Annotated in this window: 17 protein-coding genes; 11 read left to right on the plus strand and 6 right to left on the minus strand. The window is 74.5% G+C overall.

Annotated elements, in window-relative coordinates:
• The first annotated feature begins 135 nt into the window (after nucleotides 1-135).
• From Q4D18_RS07925 to Q4D18_RS07945, 5 genes are all read left to right on the plus strand, one after another.
• On the plus strand, nucleotides 136-1,080 hold the full coding sequence (locus Q4D18_RS07925; RefSeq protein WP_303127110.1) for an alpha/beta fold hydrolase: 945 nt from the start codon (nucleotides 136-138) through the stop codon (nucleotides 1,078-1,080).
• Nucleotides 1,081-1,772: 692 nt separating this feature from the next.
• Complete coding sequence (locus Q4D18_RS07930) at nucleotides 1,773-2,276, plus strand: hypothetical protein (RefSeq protein ID WP_303127112.1); 504 nt, start codon at nucleotides 1,773-1,775, stop codon at nucleotides 2,274-2,276.
• Nucleotides 2,277-2,572: 296 nt separating this feature from the next.
• Complete coding sequence (locus tag Q4D18_RS07935; protein ID WP_303127114.1) at nucleotides 2,573-3,184, plus strand: trans-aconitate 2-methyltransferase; 612 nt, start codon at nucleotides 2,573-2,575, stop codon at nucleotides 3,182-3,184.
• 225 nt (nucleotides 3,185-3,409) lie between these two features.
• The gene (locus Q4D18_RS07940) at nucleotides 3,410-4,480 is read left to right on the plus strand and encodes an NYN domain-containing protein (RefSeq protein ID WP_303127116.1); all 1,071 of its coding nucleotides are present in this window, start codon (nucleotides 3,410-3,412) and stop codon (nucleotides 4,478-4,480) included.
• Nucleotides 4,481-4,550: 70 nt separating this feature from the next.
• Nucleotides 4,551-4,826 (plus strand): hypothetical protein, encoded by a 276-nt coding sequence (locus Q4D18_RS07945; protein WP_303127118.1) that lies wholly within the window; start codon nucleotides 4,551-4,553, stop codon nucleotides 4,824-4,826.
• 9 nt (nucleotides 4,827-4,835) lie between these two features.
• On the opposite strand, the gene Q4D18_RS07950 is transcribed toward Q4D18_RS07945, so the two are convergent.
• From Q4D18_RS07950 to hemE, 6 genes are all read right to left on the minus strand, one after another.
• Nucleotides 4,836-5,654, minus strand: coding sequence for a uroporphyrinogen-III synthase (locus tag Q4D18_RS07950; RefSeq protein ID WP_303127120.1), 819 nt, complete (start codon nucleotides 5,652-5,654; stop codon nucleotides 4,836-4,838).
• A 1-nt stretch (nucleotide 5,655) separates the two neighbouring features.
• The gene (gene hemC / locus Q4D18_RS07955) at nucleotides 5,656-6,885 is read right to left on the minus strand and encodes a hydroxymethylbilane synthase (protein ID WP_303127121.1); all 1,230 of its coding nucleotides are present in this window, start codon (nucleotides 6,883-6,885) and stop codon (nucleotides 5,656-5,658) included.
• Nucleotides 6,882-8,117, minus strand: coding sequence for a ferrochelatase (locus tag Q4D18_RS07960; protein WP_303127140.1), 1,236 nt, complete (start codon nucleotides 8,115-8,117; stop codon nucleotides 6,882-6,884). The genes hemC and Q4D18_RS07960 overlap by 4 nt, the downstream gene beginning before the upstream one ends.
• 116 nt (nucleotides 8,118-8,233) lie before the next feature.
• A complete protein-coding gene (gene hemQ, locus Q4D18_RS07965; RefSeq protein ID WP_303127122.1) occupies nucleotides 8,234-8,944 on the minus strand; it encodes a hydrogen peroxide-dependent heme synthase in 711 nt (236 codons plus the stop codon).
• Between the two features lie 51 nt (nucleotides 8,945-8,995).
• Nucleotides 8,996-10,522 carry an NAD(P)/FAD-dependent oxidoreductase gene (locus Q4D18_RS07970; RefSeq protein ID WP_303127124.1) on the minus strand — a complete coding sequence of 509 codons (1,527 nt, stop codon included), beginning with the start codon at nucleotides 10,520-10,522 and terminating at the stop codon, nucleotides 8,996-8,998.
• Entirely contained in the window at nucleotides 10,519-11,688 is a 1,170-nt protein-coding gene (hemE, locus tag Q4D18_RS07975) for a uroporphyrinogen decarboxylase (protein WP_303127126.1), read from the minus strand. Before hemE ends, Q4D18_RS07970 begins: the two co-directional genes overlap by 4 nt.
• Before the next feature lie 117 nt (nucleotides 11,689-11,805).
• Between hemE and Q4D18_RS07980 the strand changes: the two genes are divergently transcribed.
• The 6 genes from Q4D18_RS07980 to Q4D18_RS08005 all read left to right on the plus strand — a co-directional run.
• Nucleotides 11,806-13,161 carry a glutamyl-tRNA reductase gene (locus Q4D18_RS07980; protein WP_303127128.1) on the plus strand — a complete coding sequence of 452 codons (1,356 nt, stop codon included), beginning with the start codon at nucleotides 11,806-11,808 and terminating at the stop codon, nucleotides 13,159-13,161.
• A gap of 2 nt (nucleotides 13,162-13,163) precedes the next feature.
• Nucleotides 13,164-13,541, plus strand: a complete 378-nt coding sequence (locus Q4D18_RS07985; protein WP_303127130.1) for a TetR/AcrR family transcriptional regulator — start codon at nucleotides 13,164-13,166, stop codon at nucleotides 13,539-13,541.
• 63 nt (nucleotides 13,542-13,604) lie between these two features.
• The gene (locus Q4D18_RS07990; protein ID WP_303127132.1) at nucleotides 13,605-13,793 is read left to right on the plus strand and encodes a hypothetical protein; all 189 of its coding nucleotides are present in this window, start codon (nucleotides 13,605-13,607) and stop codon (nucleotides 13,791-13,793) included.
• Nucleotides 13,794-13,908: 115 nt separating this feature from the next.
• Nucleotides 13,909-14,133, plus strand: a complete 225-nt coding sequence (locus tag Q4D18_RS07995; protein WP_303127134.1) for a DUF3107 domain-containing protein — start codon at nucleotides 13,909-13,911, stop codon at nucleotides 14,131-14,133.
• A 13-nt stretch (nucleotides 14,134-14,146) separates the two neighbouring features.
• Nucleotides 14,147-15,661: an RNB domain-containing ribonuclease gene (locus Q4D18_RS08000; RefSeq protein ID WP_303127136.1), complete on the plus strand. Its 1,515-nt coding sequence runs from the start codon at nucleotides 14,147-14,149 to the stop codon at nucleotides 15,659-15,661.
• A gap of 238 nt (nucleotides 15,662-15,899) precedes the next feature.
• Nucleotides 15,900-17,307, plus strand: a 1,408-nt coding sequence (locus Q4D18_RS08005; RefSeq protein WP_303127138.1) for a DEAD/DEAH box helicase, incomplete at its 3' end; no start/stop codon positions are given.

Genomic DNA, 17,307 nt, shown 5'->3' on the forward strand with positions numbered 1-17,307 from the left:
CGCTCTCAGCGCCCGCGACAGGGAGTTCCGCGAGTGGGCGACGGAGGTCGGGGGCCGGACATCCCGTTGTCGTCAGGCCCGGTAGCGCCATACCATCGAGCTCCCCGCCCGAGGGGGCATGACGAGGAGGTCAGCATGGCTCTGCGCGAACTCGAGTTCACGTCGCACAACGGCACCGACACCATCCAGGCCTGGATGTACGAACCGGCGGTCACGCCGGTGGCGGTGGTCCAGCTCATCCACGGTCTCGGCGAGCACTCCCGCCGGTACCTGCACATGACGGCCGCGCTGGTGGATGCGGGGTTCGTCGTGGTCGCGGACGATCACGCGGGTCACGGTCGGACGGCGATGCAGTCGGGGACGTGGGGTGACGCCGGTGACGAGTCGGCGACGGTCATCGTGCAGGACGAGGTGACGCTGTACCGGAAGGCCAAGGAGCTGTTCCCCGACCTGCCGTACGTGGTGTTCGGCCACAGCCTGGGGTCGATGATCGCGCGGGCGCTGGTGCTGCAGCCGGGTGTCGAGGTCGACGGGCTCGCGCTGGGCGGTATCGCCGTGGGCATGCGCGGTGTCGAGTCGACGCTGGATCGCGAGGCCCTGAAGGCTGCCGTGGCGGCCGACGGTTCCGCCCCCGCTGCGGATGCGTTGGTGGGCCAGCTGTTTGACGGCTTCTACGACCGCCTCGGCCCGGACTTCGGCCCGACGGACTGGGTGGCGCGCAACGCGGACGTCGTCCGTGATCACGGCCGCGACCCCTTCAACAACTTCGGCGCCCCCTTGAGCAACCGGTTCCTGCAGGGCTTCGTCGACGTGTACGACCAGGCCAACGGCGACGACTTCTTCGACCGCCTTCCGCAGGTTCCCGTCGCGATCTTCGCGGGCGCGGAGGACCCGGTGACCAACTACGGCGAGGGTGCGCGCGAGGTCGCCCGGCGCCTGGAGGAGAAGGGCCACGACGTCGAACTCCACATCTACCCCGACGTCCGCCACGAGGTTCACAACGAGCCCGAGACCCGCGCCGAGATGGAGAACTCCCTCATCGAGTTCGTCCACCGCGCCGCCGGGCGGGACGACGCCTGACCCCCGAGGCGCACCCGGCCGCTCGCGCCCAAGCACCGTGACGGGGCCCTGCCGTGAGGATCGTCTCTCGGCAGGGCCGCGTCGGTGATGTGAGGTCTCAGGCCATGACGGGACGCACGCGTCGCCCAGCGAGGGGCTCGTCCATGGTGACCTCGCGAAGCGGAGGATGTCGCCGGTGGCGCAGCGAGGGCGAGAGGCCTGGCCACGGGTGACCTCGCCGAAGTGAAGGCGAGGATGCCGAGAGCACGGGATCTCACCGTTGCGGCCGGACGTCCCATGGGATCAGGGGTGACACTCCGGCCGTGCCGTGCCCGAAGGATCGTGGACGTATCGCACCGAAATTCGGTGCCCGACGTCCACATTGTTCGGGGGACCAGACAACGTGGACGCATCTCACCGACGTGCGGTGGGATCCGTCCACGTTGTCTCACCGCGGCTCGTCACGGACGAGGCTCCGCTGCGCATGGCTTGGTGCGTCCTCCCCGCCACCCCAGCACTCAGGTCTCCGCTGAGGCGTTCTCCCCCGGCAGGTCGGGCCGATCGCTCGGGCGTCGGTGGCTCACGCCCCGCCGCGGCCCTTACGCGTCGGCGCGGAGGATGCGGTAGACGACGGAGTCGTCCTTGCGGCTGAGGCCGGCGCGGTGGCCGCGGAGGTACAGCTGTTCGGCGGTGGAGGCGAGGGGGGTCTCCTGGTGGCCAACCAGCGCAAGGACGTCCTGGCCACCAACGCGCTTGCTCGGGCTCTGATGGCCCCGATGCTCGATGACCCCGGTAACCAGAACAACCTGGCTCGGTTCACCTTCTTCAGCCCTGCGTCGCGCAGCTTCTACCCCGACTGGGAGCAGGGGGCGAACAGCATCGTGGCGTCCCTGCGCACCGCCGCCGGCCGGCACCCGCACGACAAGAACCTGACCGACCTCATCGGCGAGCTCGTCACCCGCAGCAACACCTTCCGGCTCCGCTGGGCAGCTCACGACGTCCGGTTCCACCGCAGCGGCACCAAGCGCATCCACCACCCCGAGGTTGGTGACTTGGAGTTCACCTTCGAAGGCCTCGAACTGCCTGACCAGCCCGGCTGGATGATGTTCAACTACACGGCCGCCGCCGGGTCGCCGACTGACGAACGCATCCAACTCCTAGGCAGCCTCGCCGCCACCCGCACCCGCGAGGCCGCCGCTGTGGACCTCGACACTTGAGCGCCTGGCTGTCATGAGCGCCGCCAGCCGACGACCTCAATCTGTCCCAGACCCAGCGGCTGCGTCCTAGTCAGCCTTCCCTTCTCCGGTTATGGCCGTGGACTCCAGCCGCCAAACAGCGCTGCGAGAACCGCGCCAGATAGCGCTGGGGTTTCCTTCGTTCGTACTGCTCGGCTAAATCGGTCGTTTGCGGCAGACCTGATCCTCGCCACAACCCTCGCCATGGGGAAGCCGCGACGCACCATCGCTCGTCGCATCGTCTTCCCCCTACGTGCCCAGATCGAGATACTCAGACCATGCCAGCCACCCCCACAAGTTCCAGCGATTGGGCCTCCTACAATGCCGCGCGGGCAGGCGCCTCGGCCGTCCGCCCTCTCACCGACCGCGCACTCACAACACTGCGGGCCACCCACCAGAACCTCGCAGGTCTGCGCGCTGTCGAGCTGGGAAGCGGCGCCGGCATCGAGGCCCGATGCCTTCTCCAGGAGGGCATGAACGTCCACACCATCGACATCGACCCCAGCGTCGAAAAGCACATGAATGAACTCACCACGCTCGGCATCCTCGAACACCGGACGGGCCTCATCGAGGAGTGGGATCCCCTCCCCCACGCCGATCTGATCCTGGCCAACGCCTCTCTGCCATTCGTCCCTCGCGCACGCTTCACCTCGGTGTGGGAGCGGGTCAAGCACGCCCTGCTACCAGACGGGATCCTGGCGGTCGATCTCTTCGGCTCCGATGACACCTGGGCCTCGGACCTGGGCACCTACCTCACCCGGAAAGAGGTGGACAAACTCCTCGACAATTTGGAGGTGATCGAACTGAACGAGCGCAACGAGGAAGGGCGTGCGTTCGACGGCATCAAGTATTGGCACACCTTCACCGTTATCGCCCGTCGCCCAGCCTGACCCCTCCGCGCCCGACACCTGGCGAGCGAAACCGCGCAAACGGTCGTTTGTGGCGGTGCCCCCGCGCACCGCCGATCGGCGTCGTCTCGGTCTTCCCACCGTGCCACGACCCTCGTCACAGCCGCCTCGCCGCCAGCTCTGCGGCGCCGGCGTTCGTGGCGGGCTCCCGTCACGCCCCGCCCGTCACCGCCCGCCCGCCTCCATGAGGCGGACTACCCTGGATGCATGCCTGAACCCACCCCCGCCTCCCTGCGCATCGCGGTGCTCCTGGACTGCGACAACGTCTCGCCCAAGTACGCCGGCCTGATCCTCGAGGAGCTGGCCACGTACGGCACGCCCACCATCAAGCGCGCCTACGGGGACTGGACCACCACGAACCTCAACGGATGGAAGAAGGCGCTCAACGAGCTCGCCATCCAGCCGGTGCAGCAGTTCGCGTACACGATCGGCAAGAACTCCTCGGACTCCGCGCTCATCATCGACGCGATGGACCTGCTCTGGATGGGCAACGTGGACGCGTTCGCGCTGGTCTCCTCCGACTCCGACTTCACGCGCCTGGCCACCCGCCTGCGCGAGTCCGGCAAGCGTGTGATCGGCCTCGGTGCCCGCAAGACGCCCGCCTCGCTGCGCAACGCCGTGGACCAGTTCATCTACCTCGAGCTGCTCGGCACCCACACGGACGACGTCGACGACGCCGAGCCGGCCCCCTCCCTCGAGGCCGACCCCTCGCCGAAGGACATCCGCGAGGCCAAGGAGGGCCCGTCCACGGGCAACCGCCGCGCCGGCGGCCGGTCCAAGGCCAAGGGGTCCCCGCGGACGACCGAGCTTGCGGAGCCCGCCGAGGCCCCCGCGGCGGACGCTCCCGCCGCCGATCGTCCCGCGTCCGACGCGCCGGTCGACGAGACCACCGCCGCCCCGCCGCGCACCGTGCGCGGCCGCGGGCGCGGCGCGGGCCGCGGCTCAGTCCTGGTGGACGTGGAGTCGGACGAGGTCATCACCCCCGCCGAGGACCCCACCCCGCCGGACGTGCGCGCGGACGACGACGACGAGCCCGCCTCCCGCATCAACCTCCAGTCGGCACTGGTCAAGGCCGTCAACGCCACCTCGGGTGACGACGGCTGGGCCTCGCTGTCCCTGATCGGACAGCACATGTCCCGCACCCACGTGGACTTCGACCCGCGCGACTTCGGCCACGCGAAGCTCTCGACGCTCGTGGCGGACCAGCCGTACCTCGAGACCCGCACGGAGGGCCGGTCCATGGAGGTCTCCCTCAAGCAGCGCCGCCGCCGGGGCTGACCTGGGGAGATCGCCTCGGGTTCACCCGGGTGTCACCGAGCGGACGCCCGGGTGGCCCATCCTGGTCGGCATGGCGAACACCCTCGAGTTCCTGCGCGGCGTCGACCGCCTGCACGCCTTCTACACGGAGAACGTGCGCATGCTGGCGCACGCGTACGACCTCACCGACGAGGAGGCGTCGCAGCTGCTGTCCAACATGGGCTTCAACAACGTGTCGGTCTCCATCCTGCGGCCCCCGCGCGTGGACCTGCTCGGCGGCCTCGGCGAGCGCCCCGTGGACGAGACCCACACGCACCCGGTCGCCGATCCGGACACGGACGACGACGCCGGCCCCGCCTCCGCCTGAGCAGCCAGCTCAGCCGACGGTGGCCCGCCGCACCGCCTCCGCGACGCCCGCGGCGTCCGGCGTCGTCGCCTGGGCGGCCACGGGCATCCCGGCCGTCTCCATGGCACGCCGCGTCGGGGCTCCGAGCGCGATGCACGGCACCGCCCCCGAGAGAAGCGCGTCCGCCGCGGGACCGTCCAGCAGCTCCTCCACCGCGCTGGGGCTGGTGAGCACCAGAACGGTCCCCTCCGGCTGCCGGCCGAACTCAGCCGGAGTGACCACGTCCGCCCCCGGCGGGTCCGCCGGCAGCAGGCGCCGGGCGGGATCGCCCGGGTACGCCACGGTGCGGTAGGCCGCCACCCGCCGCACGTCCCAGCCGCGGACCGTCAGACCCGCGGCGAGCCCGTCCGAGGCTCGCGCGGACTGCGGCAGCAGCAGCCGCTCCCCCGCCCGCGCCGGTCCCGGGAGTCCGGCGAGGATCCCCGCGGCGGAGCGGTCCTCCTCAGGGACCCACACGTCGGCCCGGAGGCCGACCTGCCGCAGCACCCGGACCGTGCCCGGGCCGGTGGCGGCCACACGGACGCCCGCGGGCACGCCGCCGTCCCAGCCCGCCGCCGCCAGAGCGCGCGCTCCGTTCGGGCTCGTCACCACCAGCACCACGAACTCCCCCGCCCCGAGCGCGGCGACGGCCCCGCGCAGGCGCGCGAGGCCGTCGTCGTCGGGCAGCTCGGTGTCCGTGGCCGGCAGGAAGCCGACCTCGAAGGGGACCCCGTCCGGGCCGCTGGCGGCGCGCAGCCCCGCCTCGAGGTCGCCGGCCTGGGCCGGGCGGCGGGTGAGCAGCAGGCGCATCTCAGGCCCCGGCGTCGGCGGCCCCGGGGCGCTCCTCGCCCACGACGCCCGTGCCGGGCACGTCCGAGGTGACCTGCTGCGGGTCGTCCTTCGCCGCCCCGCGGACCGTGCCCGGCAGCAGGTCGGCGCCCTCGGCCACGAACTGCTCGGCCAGGTGCACCCCCAGCGCGCCGGCGGCCAGGAACAGCGTGTCCTCGAGCCACTCGTCGGCCTCGGCCGGGTCCTGCGCCACGTCCGTGGGGACCGCGTCCAGCTGCACGGACGAGGTCCGGCGCAGCACGCGCGTGCCGTCCATCGCGGCCACCATCGCGGACATCACGATCCGCGGGGCCGGCGAGCCGTCCTCGGCCACCCCCTCCTCCACGTGCGCCACCGCGCCGATGGGGGCCGCGCAGCCGGCCTCGAGGCGCAGCAGCAGGGCCCGCTCGGCGGTGACCGCCACGTGGGTGTCGCGGTCGTCCACGAGCTCGAGCGCGGCGCGCAGCCGGCCGGCGTGCGAGTCCGGGTCCAGCGCTGCCTCGGCCAGCAGCGGCCCGTCCTCCTCACGGATCTCCACCGCGAGCGCCCCCTGACCGGGGGCCGGGACCATGACCTCGGGGTCGATGCGCTCGGTGATCACGTGCTGCAGGCCCAGGCGGTCCAGGCCGGCGCACGCCAGCACCACGGCGTCCAGGTCCCCGCGCGGGGAGCCCTTGGCGGCGGGGGCGTCGTCGTCGTGCTGCTCGAGGCCGGGCACCCGCGCCAGGCGGGTCTGGACGTTGCCGCGGATGTCCACGAGCTCCAGGTCCGGGCGCAGCGCCTTGAGCTGGGCCACGCGCCTCGGGGAGCCGGTGCCCACCCTCGCGCCCTCGGGGAGCGTGGCGAGGGTCAGGCCGTCGCGGGCGCACAGGGCGTCCCGCAGGTCGGCGCGCGGGGGCACGGCGGCGATCTCCAGGCCCGGCGGCTGGGCGGCGGGCAGGTCCTTGAGCGAGTGCACGGCCAGGTCCACGCGGCCGTCCAGGACGGCCGCGCGCAGGGCGGAGGCGAACACGCCCGTGCCGCCGAGTGCAGCCAGCGACCCGGTGGTCACGTCCCCCTCGGTGCGGATGACCACGAGCTCGTGCCCGAGGCCGGAGCGCTCGGTGAGCGCCTCGGCCACGTGTCGGGTCTGCGTGGTGGCCAGGGCCGAGCCCCGCGTGCCCACCGTGACGGCGGTCGCGGGGCCCGGTCCGGCCTTGTCCTCGGCGGTCACCGGGCGTCGGCCCCCTCCGGGGCCTCGGCCTGCCCGGCCTCGTGCTCGGCGAGGCCGCGCACGGGGGCGTCCACCGCGGAGGTGGTGGGACGCACGGAGCCGTCCCGCATCACCTTGACGCAGCAGTCGGGGCGGCACACGTCGTACCAGGCCGGGAAGCAGCCGGTGGACGCGCGGCCCTCGCGGCGGCCCAGGCGCTCCTCCACGAGGTCCGTCAGGCCCGCCACGAACCGGGGGTCGGTGCCCGGGGTGGGGCTGCGGCGGAAAGCGACGCCGAGCTCACCGGCGGTCTCCTTGGCCTCGGTGTCCAGGTCCCAGACCACCTCCATGTGGTCGGAGACGAAGCCCACGGGCACGACGACGAAGCCCGCCACCGCGCGGCCCCGCTCGTCCGCGGGGGCGTCGGGGCCGGCGAGGGCGTCCATGGCGTCGTTGATGTCCGGCTCGAGCCACGGCACGTGCGGGGCGCCGGAGCGGGACTGGTACACGAGCGACCAGTCCACGCCCTCGGCCTCGGGCACGCGGGAGAGGATCTCGCGGATCACGTCGAGGTGCTGCGCCGAGTAGACGTCCGCGCCCTCGGCCTCGCCGGGGACGCCGCCGGCCTGCTCGCGCAGGTCTGCCGCCAGCCCGCGCGGGCCGGCGGCCTCGGCGTCGGCGGTGGGGATGGAGTGGGTGGCGAAGAGGACGTGGATGCGGGCGTCGTCGCCCACCTCCCCGCGCATCGAGATCAGGTCCGAGCGCAGGCCCTCGGCGAAGGGCTCCACGAAGCCGGGGTGGTTGAAGTACTGGCGGGTCTTGTCCAGGTCCAGCTTCCCCTCCAGCCCGGTGGAGCGCATGGCCATGCCCATGTCCTCGCGGTACTGGCGGCAGGAGGAGTAGCAGGAGTAGGCGGACGTGGTGACCGTCAGGATGCGGCGGTGGCCGTCGTCGTAGGCCTGCTTCAGGGTGTCCGGCAGGTACGGCTCCCAGTTGCGGTTGCCGAAGTACACGGGGAGCTCGATGCCGCGGGAGGAGAACTCCTTCTCGAGCGCCTCGATCAGCGCGCGGTTCTGCGCGTTGATGGGGCTCACGCCGCCGTTGGCCCGGTAGTGCGTGGCCACCTCCTCGAGGCGCTCGTCCGGGATCCCGCGTCCGCGCGTGACGTTGCGCAGGAACGGGATGACGTCCTCCTGGCCCTCGGGACCGCCGAAGGACGCGACGATCACGGCGTCGTAGTCCTTGGCCTCCATGACGCCGCGGGCGTCGTAGTCGAGGCCCGGGGCGGCCTCCTCGGGGGCGTGCTCGGGGCGCGCGGCGTCCTCGGGGACGGGGTGGGTCGGGACGGGCACGATCTGCTCCTCGCTCATCAGGCCAGCACCTCCGGCAGCGCGGCGGTCTCGAGCCGGCGGCCCGTGTAGAACGGGACCTCCTCGCGCACGTGCAGGCGGGTCTCGTTGTTGCGCAGGTGGCGCATCATGTCCACGAGGTCGTTGAGCTCGGCGGCCTCCAGGCCCAGCAGCCACTCCCAGTCGTTGAGCGCGAAGGCGCTCGTGGTGTTGGCCCACACCTGGGGGAAGTCCTGGCCCAGCTTGCCGTGCTCGCGCAGCATGCGGGCCCGCTCCTTGGGGTCCAGCAGGTACCAGTCGTACGAGCGCACGAACGGGTAGAAGCACAGCCAGTCCAGCGGCTTGCGGCCCATGGCGAAGGCGGGGATATGGTCCTTGTTGAACTCGGCCATGCGGTCCGAGCCCATCGCGGAGAGCACCAGGTGGGTGCGCTCCAGCAGGCGGGTGCGGCGCAGGTCGCGGATCGCGGCCTGCAGGGCCTCGGGGGTGTGGGCGTACATCCACACCATCACGTCGCCGGCCTCGCGCATGCCCGAGACGTCGTAGACGCCGCGCACGTTGACACCCGCCTTGCCGAGCGCGGCGACCACGTCGTCGAACTCCTTGACGGCCCTCTTCGCCTCGCGGCCCTCCAGCCCGAGCCAGCCCGGCTCGCCCTGCGGCCGGGCGAACACGGTGTAGGTGGTGAACCAGTCCTTCCCCGTGAGGTCGGCGGTCTTGTCCTTGCCCATGGTGTTCCTCCTTCTGTCGTTCGGTCGTGTGCGGTGCGGTGCGGGGTCTTCTCAGACGGACGCGGCGGCGCCCCCGGCGGCGATCGTCTCCCGGCCCAGGGTGCGCTCGACGCCGGCCACGACGGCGGCCAGGCCGGTGCCGTGCACCCACGAGCCCACCAGGTCCAGGCCCGGCACGTCCCGGGACCACCGGACCATGGCGTCCGTGGCCTCGCGATCCGGGCCGTGCTGCGGCGGGATGGGCCCGCGCCAGCGCACCACCGCGGAGTTCAGCACGTCCTCCGCCGTCAGCGGCACGCCGGTGAGCGCCGCGGCGTCCTCGACGGCCGCGGCGAGCAGCTCCTCGTCCGTGCTGCGGAAGCCGAGCTCGTCCGCGCCGCCGCCCTGGCGCCCGTAGGACAGGCGCAGCACGTGGCGGTGCGGGTGGCGGGCGACGCCGTCGGGACCGGGCCGGGAGACCACGCCGCGCAGCCAGGCCCACTTGGCCGTGCCGTGGGTCAGGGCCTTGGCGCGCACCCCCGTGCCCGGGGACACGAGGACGCCGGTGCCGCGCGGGGCGGCGTCGAGGCCCTCGGCCTCCACCACGAGGGTGGCCAGGGCGATCCCCTCGCCCAGCTGCGGGCCGGCGTCCGGGTCCAGGGCGCCCTGGCTCAGCGGGGCCAGCAGGTCCCATGCGGTGACGCCGTCCACGGCGAGCACCACGCGGTCCACGTCCAGGCCGCGGACCACCTCGTCGTCCCGGTCGGAGATCTGCGCCCACCAGCGCCCGTCCTCGCCCATGCGGGACAGGGCGGCCACGCGCACGCCGCGCAGCACGGTGACCCCCGCCTCGCGCAGGGTCGTCACCAGCCGGCCGGTGACCTTCGCCATGCCCCCGTCGACGCCGGCCACGGCCGCGCCGGGGGTGCGCCCGCCGCGCAGTGCGGCGACGCCGGCCGCGAGCGAGCCCGCCTCCACCGCGGCGCGCAGCAGGCCCGGGGCCACGCGCTCCACGTCCACGACGGGGGGGTCCGCCGAGTGCACGCCGGCCACCACGGGGGTCACGAGGCGCGCGAGCACCTCCTCGCCCAGACGGTCGGCGACCAGCTCGGCCACCGTGACGGGGGAGCCGTCGGCCAGGGCCTGCGCCCAGCGGTCCATGGGGGCGTGCTCGTCCTCCAGGGCCCGTGCCAGGCCCGCGGGGCTGAGCGCGGCGGCGACGTCGTCGGCGTGCAGGTCCCCGGGGATGCCCACCAGGCCCAGGCGGGGGGCGGCATGGGTGCCGTCCGGGCCGTGCAGCCACGAGCCGAGCGGCTCGGGGGCGACCACGTGCTCGTCGAGGCCCAGCTCGTCCACGAGGGCACGCATCGCGGCGCCGCGCACCGCGTAGGACTCGGCTCCGCCGTCGAGCTCGAGGGTCTGCGCCTTGGGCGTCCCGGAGGCGGAGACGGAGGGCACGTCCAGGAAGCGCGCCGAGAGCGTGCCGCCGAGCACGGACGTGGCCTCGGCCAGCGTCACCTCCCAGCCGTCCTCGTGGAGCCGGCGGGCGGCGAGCAGGCCGGCGATCCCGCCGCCGACCACGAGCGCCGTGCCGCTCACGCCCGACCCCCCTCCCCCACGGGCAGGGCGTGGATGAGCTCCACCACCCGGGTGAGGACCTCGGGATCGGTCTCCGGCGGCACCCCGTGCGCCAGGTTCACCACGTGGCCGGGGGCGGCCGTGCCGGAGGCGACGACGTCGCGCACGTGCGCCTCGAGGACCTCCCACGGGGCGCCCAGCAGCGCGGGGTCGATGTTGCCCTGCAGCGGCACGGCGCCGCGGCCGTCCGGGCCGGGGCGCGCGGCGAGTCGGCGGTGCGCCTCGGCCAGGCTGATGCGGTGGTCCACGCCCACGGCGGACGCGCCGGCGTCGCGCAGGTGGTGCAGGAACTCGCCCGTCCCGGTGCCGAAGTGCAGCAGCGGGGCGCCGTCGGCCGCGGACGGGCCGGCGATGTCCGCCACGTGCGCGAAGGCGGCGGCGGAGTGGGGCTGGACGTGGCGGAGATAGTCCTCCGCGGAGAGCGAACCGGCCCACGAGTCGAACAGCTGGGCGGCGGAGGCGCCGGCCTCGAGCTGGGCGCGCAGGAACTGGCCGGACACGGTCGCGGCCCACTGGGCCAGGGCCGCCCAGGTCTCCGGGTCGCCGTGCATCATGCGGCGCGGGCCGAGGTGGTCCCGCGAGGGGCGGCCCTCCACCATGTACGCCGCGAGCGTGAACGGGGCGCCCGCGAAGCCGATCAGCGGGCGGTCCCCCAGCTCGGCCACGGTGCGGGCCACGGCCTCGCGGATGACGTTCAGCGCGGCGTCCTCGAGCGGCGGCAGGGCGGCGGCGTCCTCGGCGGTGCGCACGGGGCGGCCCAGCACGGGTCCGACGCCGGGCTGGATCTCCACGTCCACGCCCGCCAGGCGCAGGGGCACCACGATGTCGGAGAAGAAGATGGCCGCGTCCACGTCGTGGCGGCGCACGGGCTGGAGGGTGATCTCCGCGGCGAGCTCCGGCTCCAGGCAGGACTCGAGCATCCCGATGCCCTCGCGCACCCGGCGGTACTCCGGCAGGGAGCGGCCGGCCTGGCGCATGAACCACACGGGGTTCCGGGACGGGGTCTGCCCCCGCAGGGCCCGCACGAGCGGGCTCCGGACGGTGGACCGGGCGGGGTCGGCGGTGCGCAGCGGGTGCTCGGCCGGCAGGCCGGTCGGCGCGTCGAAGGACGTGGTCTGAGCGGACATGCGGCCCATTCTCCCACCGACGGCGGCGCGGGGCCGCATCGGCGTGGCGGTGGACGGCGTCACCCGGCGGTCACCTCCCCCGGCCGGGCCCGGGACGGCGGTACGATGGTCGGCGCTGTGACTGTCTTCTCCCTCGTGGCCTCCCACAAAGACCTGAGCCTGGACACGGTGGCCCGCCTGAGCGCGGGGACCGCCGGCGTCGGGGCCGCCCTGTCCGCCGATCGCGCGGCCGGGGCCGTCGTGCTCTCCACGTGCAACCGGGTGGAGGTGTACGCCGAGGCCCGCGACGGGGACGTCGACACCGCCCGCGAGCGTCTGGTGGCCGCGATCGCCGAGCGCAGCTCCCTGTCGGCCGAGTCCGTGCGCTCGGCCTTCCGCGTGCTCGACGCCGACGCCACCGCCCGCCACCTGTTCGAGGTGGGCGCGGGGCTGGACTCCGCCGTGGTGGGTGAGCGCGAGATCGCCGGGCAGGTGCGCCGCGCCCTGGTCAACGCCCGCGCCGAGGGCACGGCGACGGGCGCGCTGGTGCGGCTGTTCGAGTCCGCCACGCGCACCGCGAAGGACGTGGGGTCGCGGACCGCCCTCGGCGCCACCGGCCGCTCCGTGGTCTCGGTGGCGCTGGACCTCACCGAGGAGCTGCGCGGCCTGACGGACGAGGCCTCCCGTCGCGAGTTCTGGTCCGGCGCCGCCGTCCTGCTGATCGGCACGGGCGCCTACGCCGGCACCACCCTCGCCCAGCTCGCCGAGCGCGGGGCCGAGGCCGTGGGCGTGCACTCCGCCTCCGGGCGCGCGGCCCAGTTCGTGGCCGACCGCGGCGGCTGGGCCCTGGCCCTCGGCGGCGCCGACGTGGCAGGGGCAGCCGCCGAGGCGGACGTGATCATCGGCTCCTCCGGCGGCGACCGCCAGATCAGCCCGGAGCGCCTCGCCGAACTGCGCGCCGGCACGGACCGCCCGCTGACCGTGGTGGACCTGGCCCTCTCCCGCGACTTCGACCCCGCGGTCGCGGAGCTGGACGGCGTGGACCTGATCACCCTCGAGTCGGTGCGTCTGGCCGCCCCCGAGCAGGCGGAGGCCGCCGTCGCCGAGGCCCGCGCGCTCGTCGAGGGGGCCGTCTCCGAGTACTCGGCCGCCCGCCGGGGCCGCACCGCGGACGAGGCCATCAAGGCGCTGCGCCGGCACACCACGGTCGCCCTGGACCGCGAGATGGAGCGGGTGCGCGCCCGGCACGGCTGCACGGCCGCCGCGGAGGAGGTCAACTTCGCCCTGCGCCGCATGGTCAACCAGCTCCTGCACGCCCCCAGCGTCCGTGCCCGGGAGCTCGCCGCCCAGGGCCGCCTGGACGAGTACGAGCGCGCCCTCGAGGTGCTGTTCGAGATCCCGGTCCCGCACGCCGAGCGGACTGCGGCCGCCCCGGTGGACGGCTGCCCCGCCCACGAGTCCGGGCGCGACGACACCGCCCGCAGGAGCGCCTGACCATGGCCGAGCCCGCCCCCCGCACCACCCGCATGCCGCGCGAGCAGCGCCGCGCGCAGCTGATGGACGTGGCCCGCGCCGTGTTCGCGGAGCAGGGCTACGCCGGCGCCGCCATGGACGACATCGCCGAGCGCGCGCAGGTCTCCAAGCCCGTCCTCTACCAGCACTTCTCCGGCAAGCACGAGCTGTTCCTCGCCCTCCTGGACGGCGAGGTCGCCGAGCTGGACCGCCGGCTGACCGAGGCCATCGAGAGCACCCCGGAGAACCGCGAACGCGCCCACGGCACGGTCCACGCGGTGTTCGCGTACATGGACTCCCCCGAGCGCTCGCACCGGCTGATCTTCGAGTCCGGCGCGGAGCACGACCCCACGGTCCAGTGACGCGTCGAGGCCGTGCGGCAGTCCATCGCGGACTAGATCACCGCGATCCTCTCGGACGACACCGTGGTGGAGGGCGCGCTGGCCCAGGTGGTGGCGCGGGGCGTCGTCGAGATGGTGCTCGGCGCGGCCCGGCACTGGGCGGACCACGTCCACCTGGACGGCCGCCCGTCGGCGCAGGAGACCGCCGACGAGGTCGTGCGGGTGCTCTGGCTCGGCCTCGAGGCCATCCCGGACCGTCCGGTCGAGCCCTGAGCGCCCCGTTACGCCCCGGGGTGAACGGCGTGCGCGGCAGGTCCCTCCCCCGCGCCCCCTCCCGTAGGCTGGCGGCTGACCGCTAGACCCCGTCCACGAGAGGAACGTGAGGACCATGGAGATCCGCATCGGTGTGCAGCATGTCGGCCGGGAGGTCGTCCTGGAGAGCGAGCAGACCGCCGAGGAGGTGCGCGCGCTCGTGGACGCCGCGATCGCCGACGGCTCGGTGCTGTCCCTGACCGACGCCAAGGGCCGCCAGGTCGTGGTCCCGGCCGACCGCATCGGCTTCGTGGAGATCGGCGCCCGCAAGTCCGGCCCCCTGGGCTTCGCCGCCGTCTGACCCCGGGCCCGCCATGCCGCATCACGCCCTCGCGGTGCACGGTGAGGCGGACGCCGCCCTCGGCGCCCGCCTCGCCGCCCTGCGCGCCGAGCTCGAGCTGCCCGCGGAGTTCCCCGCGGCGGTGATCGCGGAGGCCGAGGCCGCCGCGGCGTCCGTCCCGGGCCAGGCCGCCGCGGACCCGGACCGCGAGGACCTCACCGGGGTGCCGTTCGTGACCGTGGACCCGGCCGGGTCCACGGACCTGGACCAGGCGCTGCACCTCGAGGAGGCGGGAGCCGGGCGGCTGACCGTCCGGTACGCGATCGCGGACGTCCCCGCGTTCGTGGCCCCCGAGGGGGCGGTGGACGCCGAGGCCCGGCGCCGCGGCCAGACCGTGTACCTGCCGGACGGCCGGGTGCCCCTGCACCCCGCCGTGCTCAGCGAGGACGCCGCCTCCCTCCTCCCCGACCAGGACCGGCCCGCCTTCGTGTGGACCTTCACGCTCGCCGAGGACGGCTCGGTCACGGACACCGCCCTGAGCCGGGCGCTGGTCCGCTCCCGCCTCCAGCTGGCCTACCCCGAGGTCCAGGCCTACCTCGACGACGCCGCGGCGCCCGTCGCGGCCGCGTGGCCTGAGGAGGTGCGCGCCGCGCTGGCCCTGCTGCCCGAGGTCGGGGCCCGGCGCACGGCCCAGGAGGCCGCCCGCGGCGGCGCCTCCCTGACCATGCCGGACCAGGAGATCGCGGTGGTGGACGGCCGCTACCGGATCACCCGGCGCGTGCCCCTGCCCGCGGAGGACCACAACGCGCAGCTGTCCCTCATGACGGGGATGGCGGCGGCGGAGATCATGCTCGAGGCCGGCGTCGGGATCCTGCGCACCATGCCCGCCCCGGACCAGGAGGCGGTGGACGCCTTCCGCGCCCGCACCCGCGCCCTGGGACTGCCGTGGGAGGCCGGCACGGACTACGGGACCTACCTGCGCTCCGTGGACCCGGCCGACCCCCGCGGCCTGGCCGTGATGCACGCCGCCACCTCGCTGTTCCGGGGCGCCGGCTACACCGCGTTCGACTCGCGGGCGGAGGACCCCGCGCTGCGCACTCCGCCGGAGGACCCCGAGCAGGCGGCCCTGGCCGCCCCGTACGCCCACGCCACCGCGCCGCTGCGCCGGCTCGTGGACCGGTTCGTCCTGGCCCTGTGCCACGCGCACGTCACGGGCGCCGAGGCCCCGGCGTGGGCCCGCGCGGCCCTGCCGGAGCTGCCCGCCCTGATGGCGGACTCCGGCCGGCGCGCCTCCGCGGCGGACCGCGCCGCGGGCGAGCTCGTGGAGGCCGCCGTCCTGGCCGAGCACATGGGCGCGGTCCTGGCCGGCTCCGCAGTGCGCGCCACCGAGGGCGGCACGGACGTCCAGCTCACCGAGCCGCCCGTCGAGCTGCGCGTGCCCGGCCACGTCGAGCCCGGCACGGAGGTGTCCGTGCGGATTGAGGCCGTGGACGTGGCCACCGGGACGGTCACCGCCTCCGGGGTAGACTGGCCGGACAGCACACGCTGACCCGGGATGACCGGTCGCATCTGATCACCCCGCCTCGCCGTCCGCCGACTCCGGCCAACGGCGCACGACCTGCCGGATCCGGCACGGGCCCGCGCTCGCACCGCGGCCCAGACCGGTTCCACGGGGCCCGACCCGGCCCCGCCCGTGTTCCCCGCGATCGGCTCTCCACCACCGCGCCCGGCACGCCCGAGGACGGCCTCGACGCGGCCGCGGCGCCCGAGACGAACTGCGAGTCGCCATGACCGAGAACACCCCCGCACCCGAGACCGAGCCGGACGTCGCCGACGTCGCGGCCGACACCCTCACCCCGGAGACGGCCCCCGCCGAGCCCGAGCAGACCTTCGCCGACTTCGGCGTCGAGGAGCCGATCGTCCGCGCCCTGGCGGAGAAGGGCATCGAGCACCCCTTCCCCATCCAGTCCATGACCCTGCCCGTGGCCCTCGGCGGCCACGACATCATCGGCCAGGCCAAGACCGGCACCGGCAAGACCCTGGGCTTCGGCATCCCCGCGCTGCAGCGCGCCGTGGGCCCGGGCGAGGACGGCTGGGCCGAGCGGGAGGCCGACGGCCGCGCCGGGGCCCCGCAGGCCCTGATCGTCGCCCCCACCCGCGAGCTGGCCGTCCAGGTGGCCGGCGACCTCGTGGCCGCCGCGAAGCACCGGCCGCTGCGCATCGCCACCATCTACGGCGGCCGCGCCTACGAGCCCCAGATCGAGGAGCTGGAGCGCGGCGTCGAGATCGTCGTCGGCACGCCCGGCCGCCTGATCGACCTCATGCGGCAGAGGCACCTGCGCCTGGACCACGTGGCCACCGTGGTCCTGGACGAGGCCGACGAGATGCTGGACCTCGGCTTCCTCCCGGACGTGGAGACCCTCCTGGCCGCCGTGCCGGCCGCCCGCCAGACCATGCTGTTCTCCGCCACCATGCCCGGCCCGGTCGTCGCGATGGCCCGCCGGTACATGACCCGGCCCACGCACATCCGCGCGCACGACCCGGAGGACGAGGGCCTGACGAAGAAGGACATCCGTCAGCTGGTCTACCGCGCCCACCACATGGACAAGGACGAGCTCGTGGCGCGCGCCCTGCAGGCCGAGGGTCGCGGCCGGACCATCGTGTTCACGCGCACCAAGCGCACCGCCGCCCGCGTGGCGGACGAGCTCACCCAGCGCGGCTTCGCGGCCGGCCCGCTGCACGGCGATCTCGGCCAGGGCGCCCGCGAACAGGCCCTGCGCGCGTTCCGCAGCGGCAAGGTGGACATCCTGGTGGCCACCGACGTCGCCGCCCGCGGCATCGACGTCGACGACGTCACCCACGTGTTCAACTTCCAGGCCCCCGAGGACGAGAAGACCTACGTGCACCGCGTGGGCCGCACGGGGCGCGCCGGACACAAGGGCACCGCGGTGACCCTCGTGGACTGGGAGGACATGCCGCGCTGGTCCCTGATCGACAAGGCCCTCGGCCTCGGTCAGCCCGAGCCGCGCGAGACCTACTCCTCCTCGCCGCACCTGTTCGAGGACCTCGGCATCCCGAAGGGCACGAAGGGGCGCCTGCCCAAGGAGAAGCGCACCCTCGAGGGCCTCGACGCCGAGCGCCTCGAGGACCTCGGCGGCCCCGAGGGCAAGGACCGCGAGCGGGGCGGGCGCGGCG

Origin of the sequence: Micrococcus sp. (assembly GCF_030523875.1) — a bacterium.
Lineage (GTDB): Bacteria > Actinomycetota > Actinomycetes > Actinomycetales > Micrococcaceae > Micrococcus.

Excerpts from the sequence above, each read along its gene's own strand:
- hemQ (WP_303127122.1), bottom strand. The coding sequence starts at position 8,944 with ATGGGCAAGGACAAGACCGCCGACCTCACGGGGAAGGACTGGTTCACC.
- Q4D18_RS08000 (WP_303127136.1), top strand. The coding sequence starts at position 14,147 with ATGCCGCATCACGCCCTCGCGGTGCACGGTGAGGCGGACGCCGCCCTC.
- hemE (WP_303127126.1), bottom strand. The coding sequence starts at position 11,688 with ATGTCCGCTCAGACCACGTCCTTCGACGCGCCGACCGGCCTGCCGGCC.
- Q4D18_RS07995 (WP_303127134.1), top strand. The coding sequence starts at position 13,909 with ATGGAGATCCGCATCGGTGTGCAGCATGTCGGCCGGGAGGTCGTCCTG.
- Q4D18_RS07935 (WP_303127114.1), top strand. The coding sequence starts at position 2,573 with ATGCCAGCCACCCCCACAAGTTCCAGCGATTGGGCCTCCTACAATGCC.
- Q4D18_RS07945 (WP_303127118.1), top strand. The coding sequence starts at position 4,551 with ATGGCGAACACCCTCGAGTTCCTGCGCGGCGTCGACCGCCTGCACGCC.
- Q4D18_RS07950 (WP_303127120.1), bottom strand. The coding sequence starts at position 5,654 with ATGCGCCTGCTGCTCACCCGCCGCCCGGCCCAGGCCGGCGACCTCGAG.
- Q4D18_RS07940 (WP_303127116.1), top strand. The coding sequence starts at position 3,410 with ATGCCTGAACCCACCCCCGCCTCCCTGCGCATCGCGGTGCTCCTGGAC.
- Q4D18_RS07985 (WP_303127130.1), top strand. The coding sequence starts at position 13,164 with ATGGCCGAGCCCGCCCCCCGCACCACCCGCATGCCGCGCGAGCAGCGC.
- Q4D18_RS07925 (WP_303127110.1), top strand. The coding sequence starts at position 136 with ATGGCTCTGCGCGAACTCGAGTTCACGTCGCACAACGGCACCGACACC.
- Q4D18_RS07960 (WP_303127140.1), bottom strand. The coding sequence starts at position 8,117 with ATGGAGGCCAAGGACTACGACGCCGTGATCGTCGCGTCCTTCGGCGGT.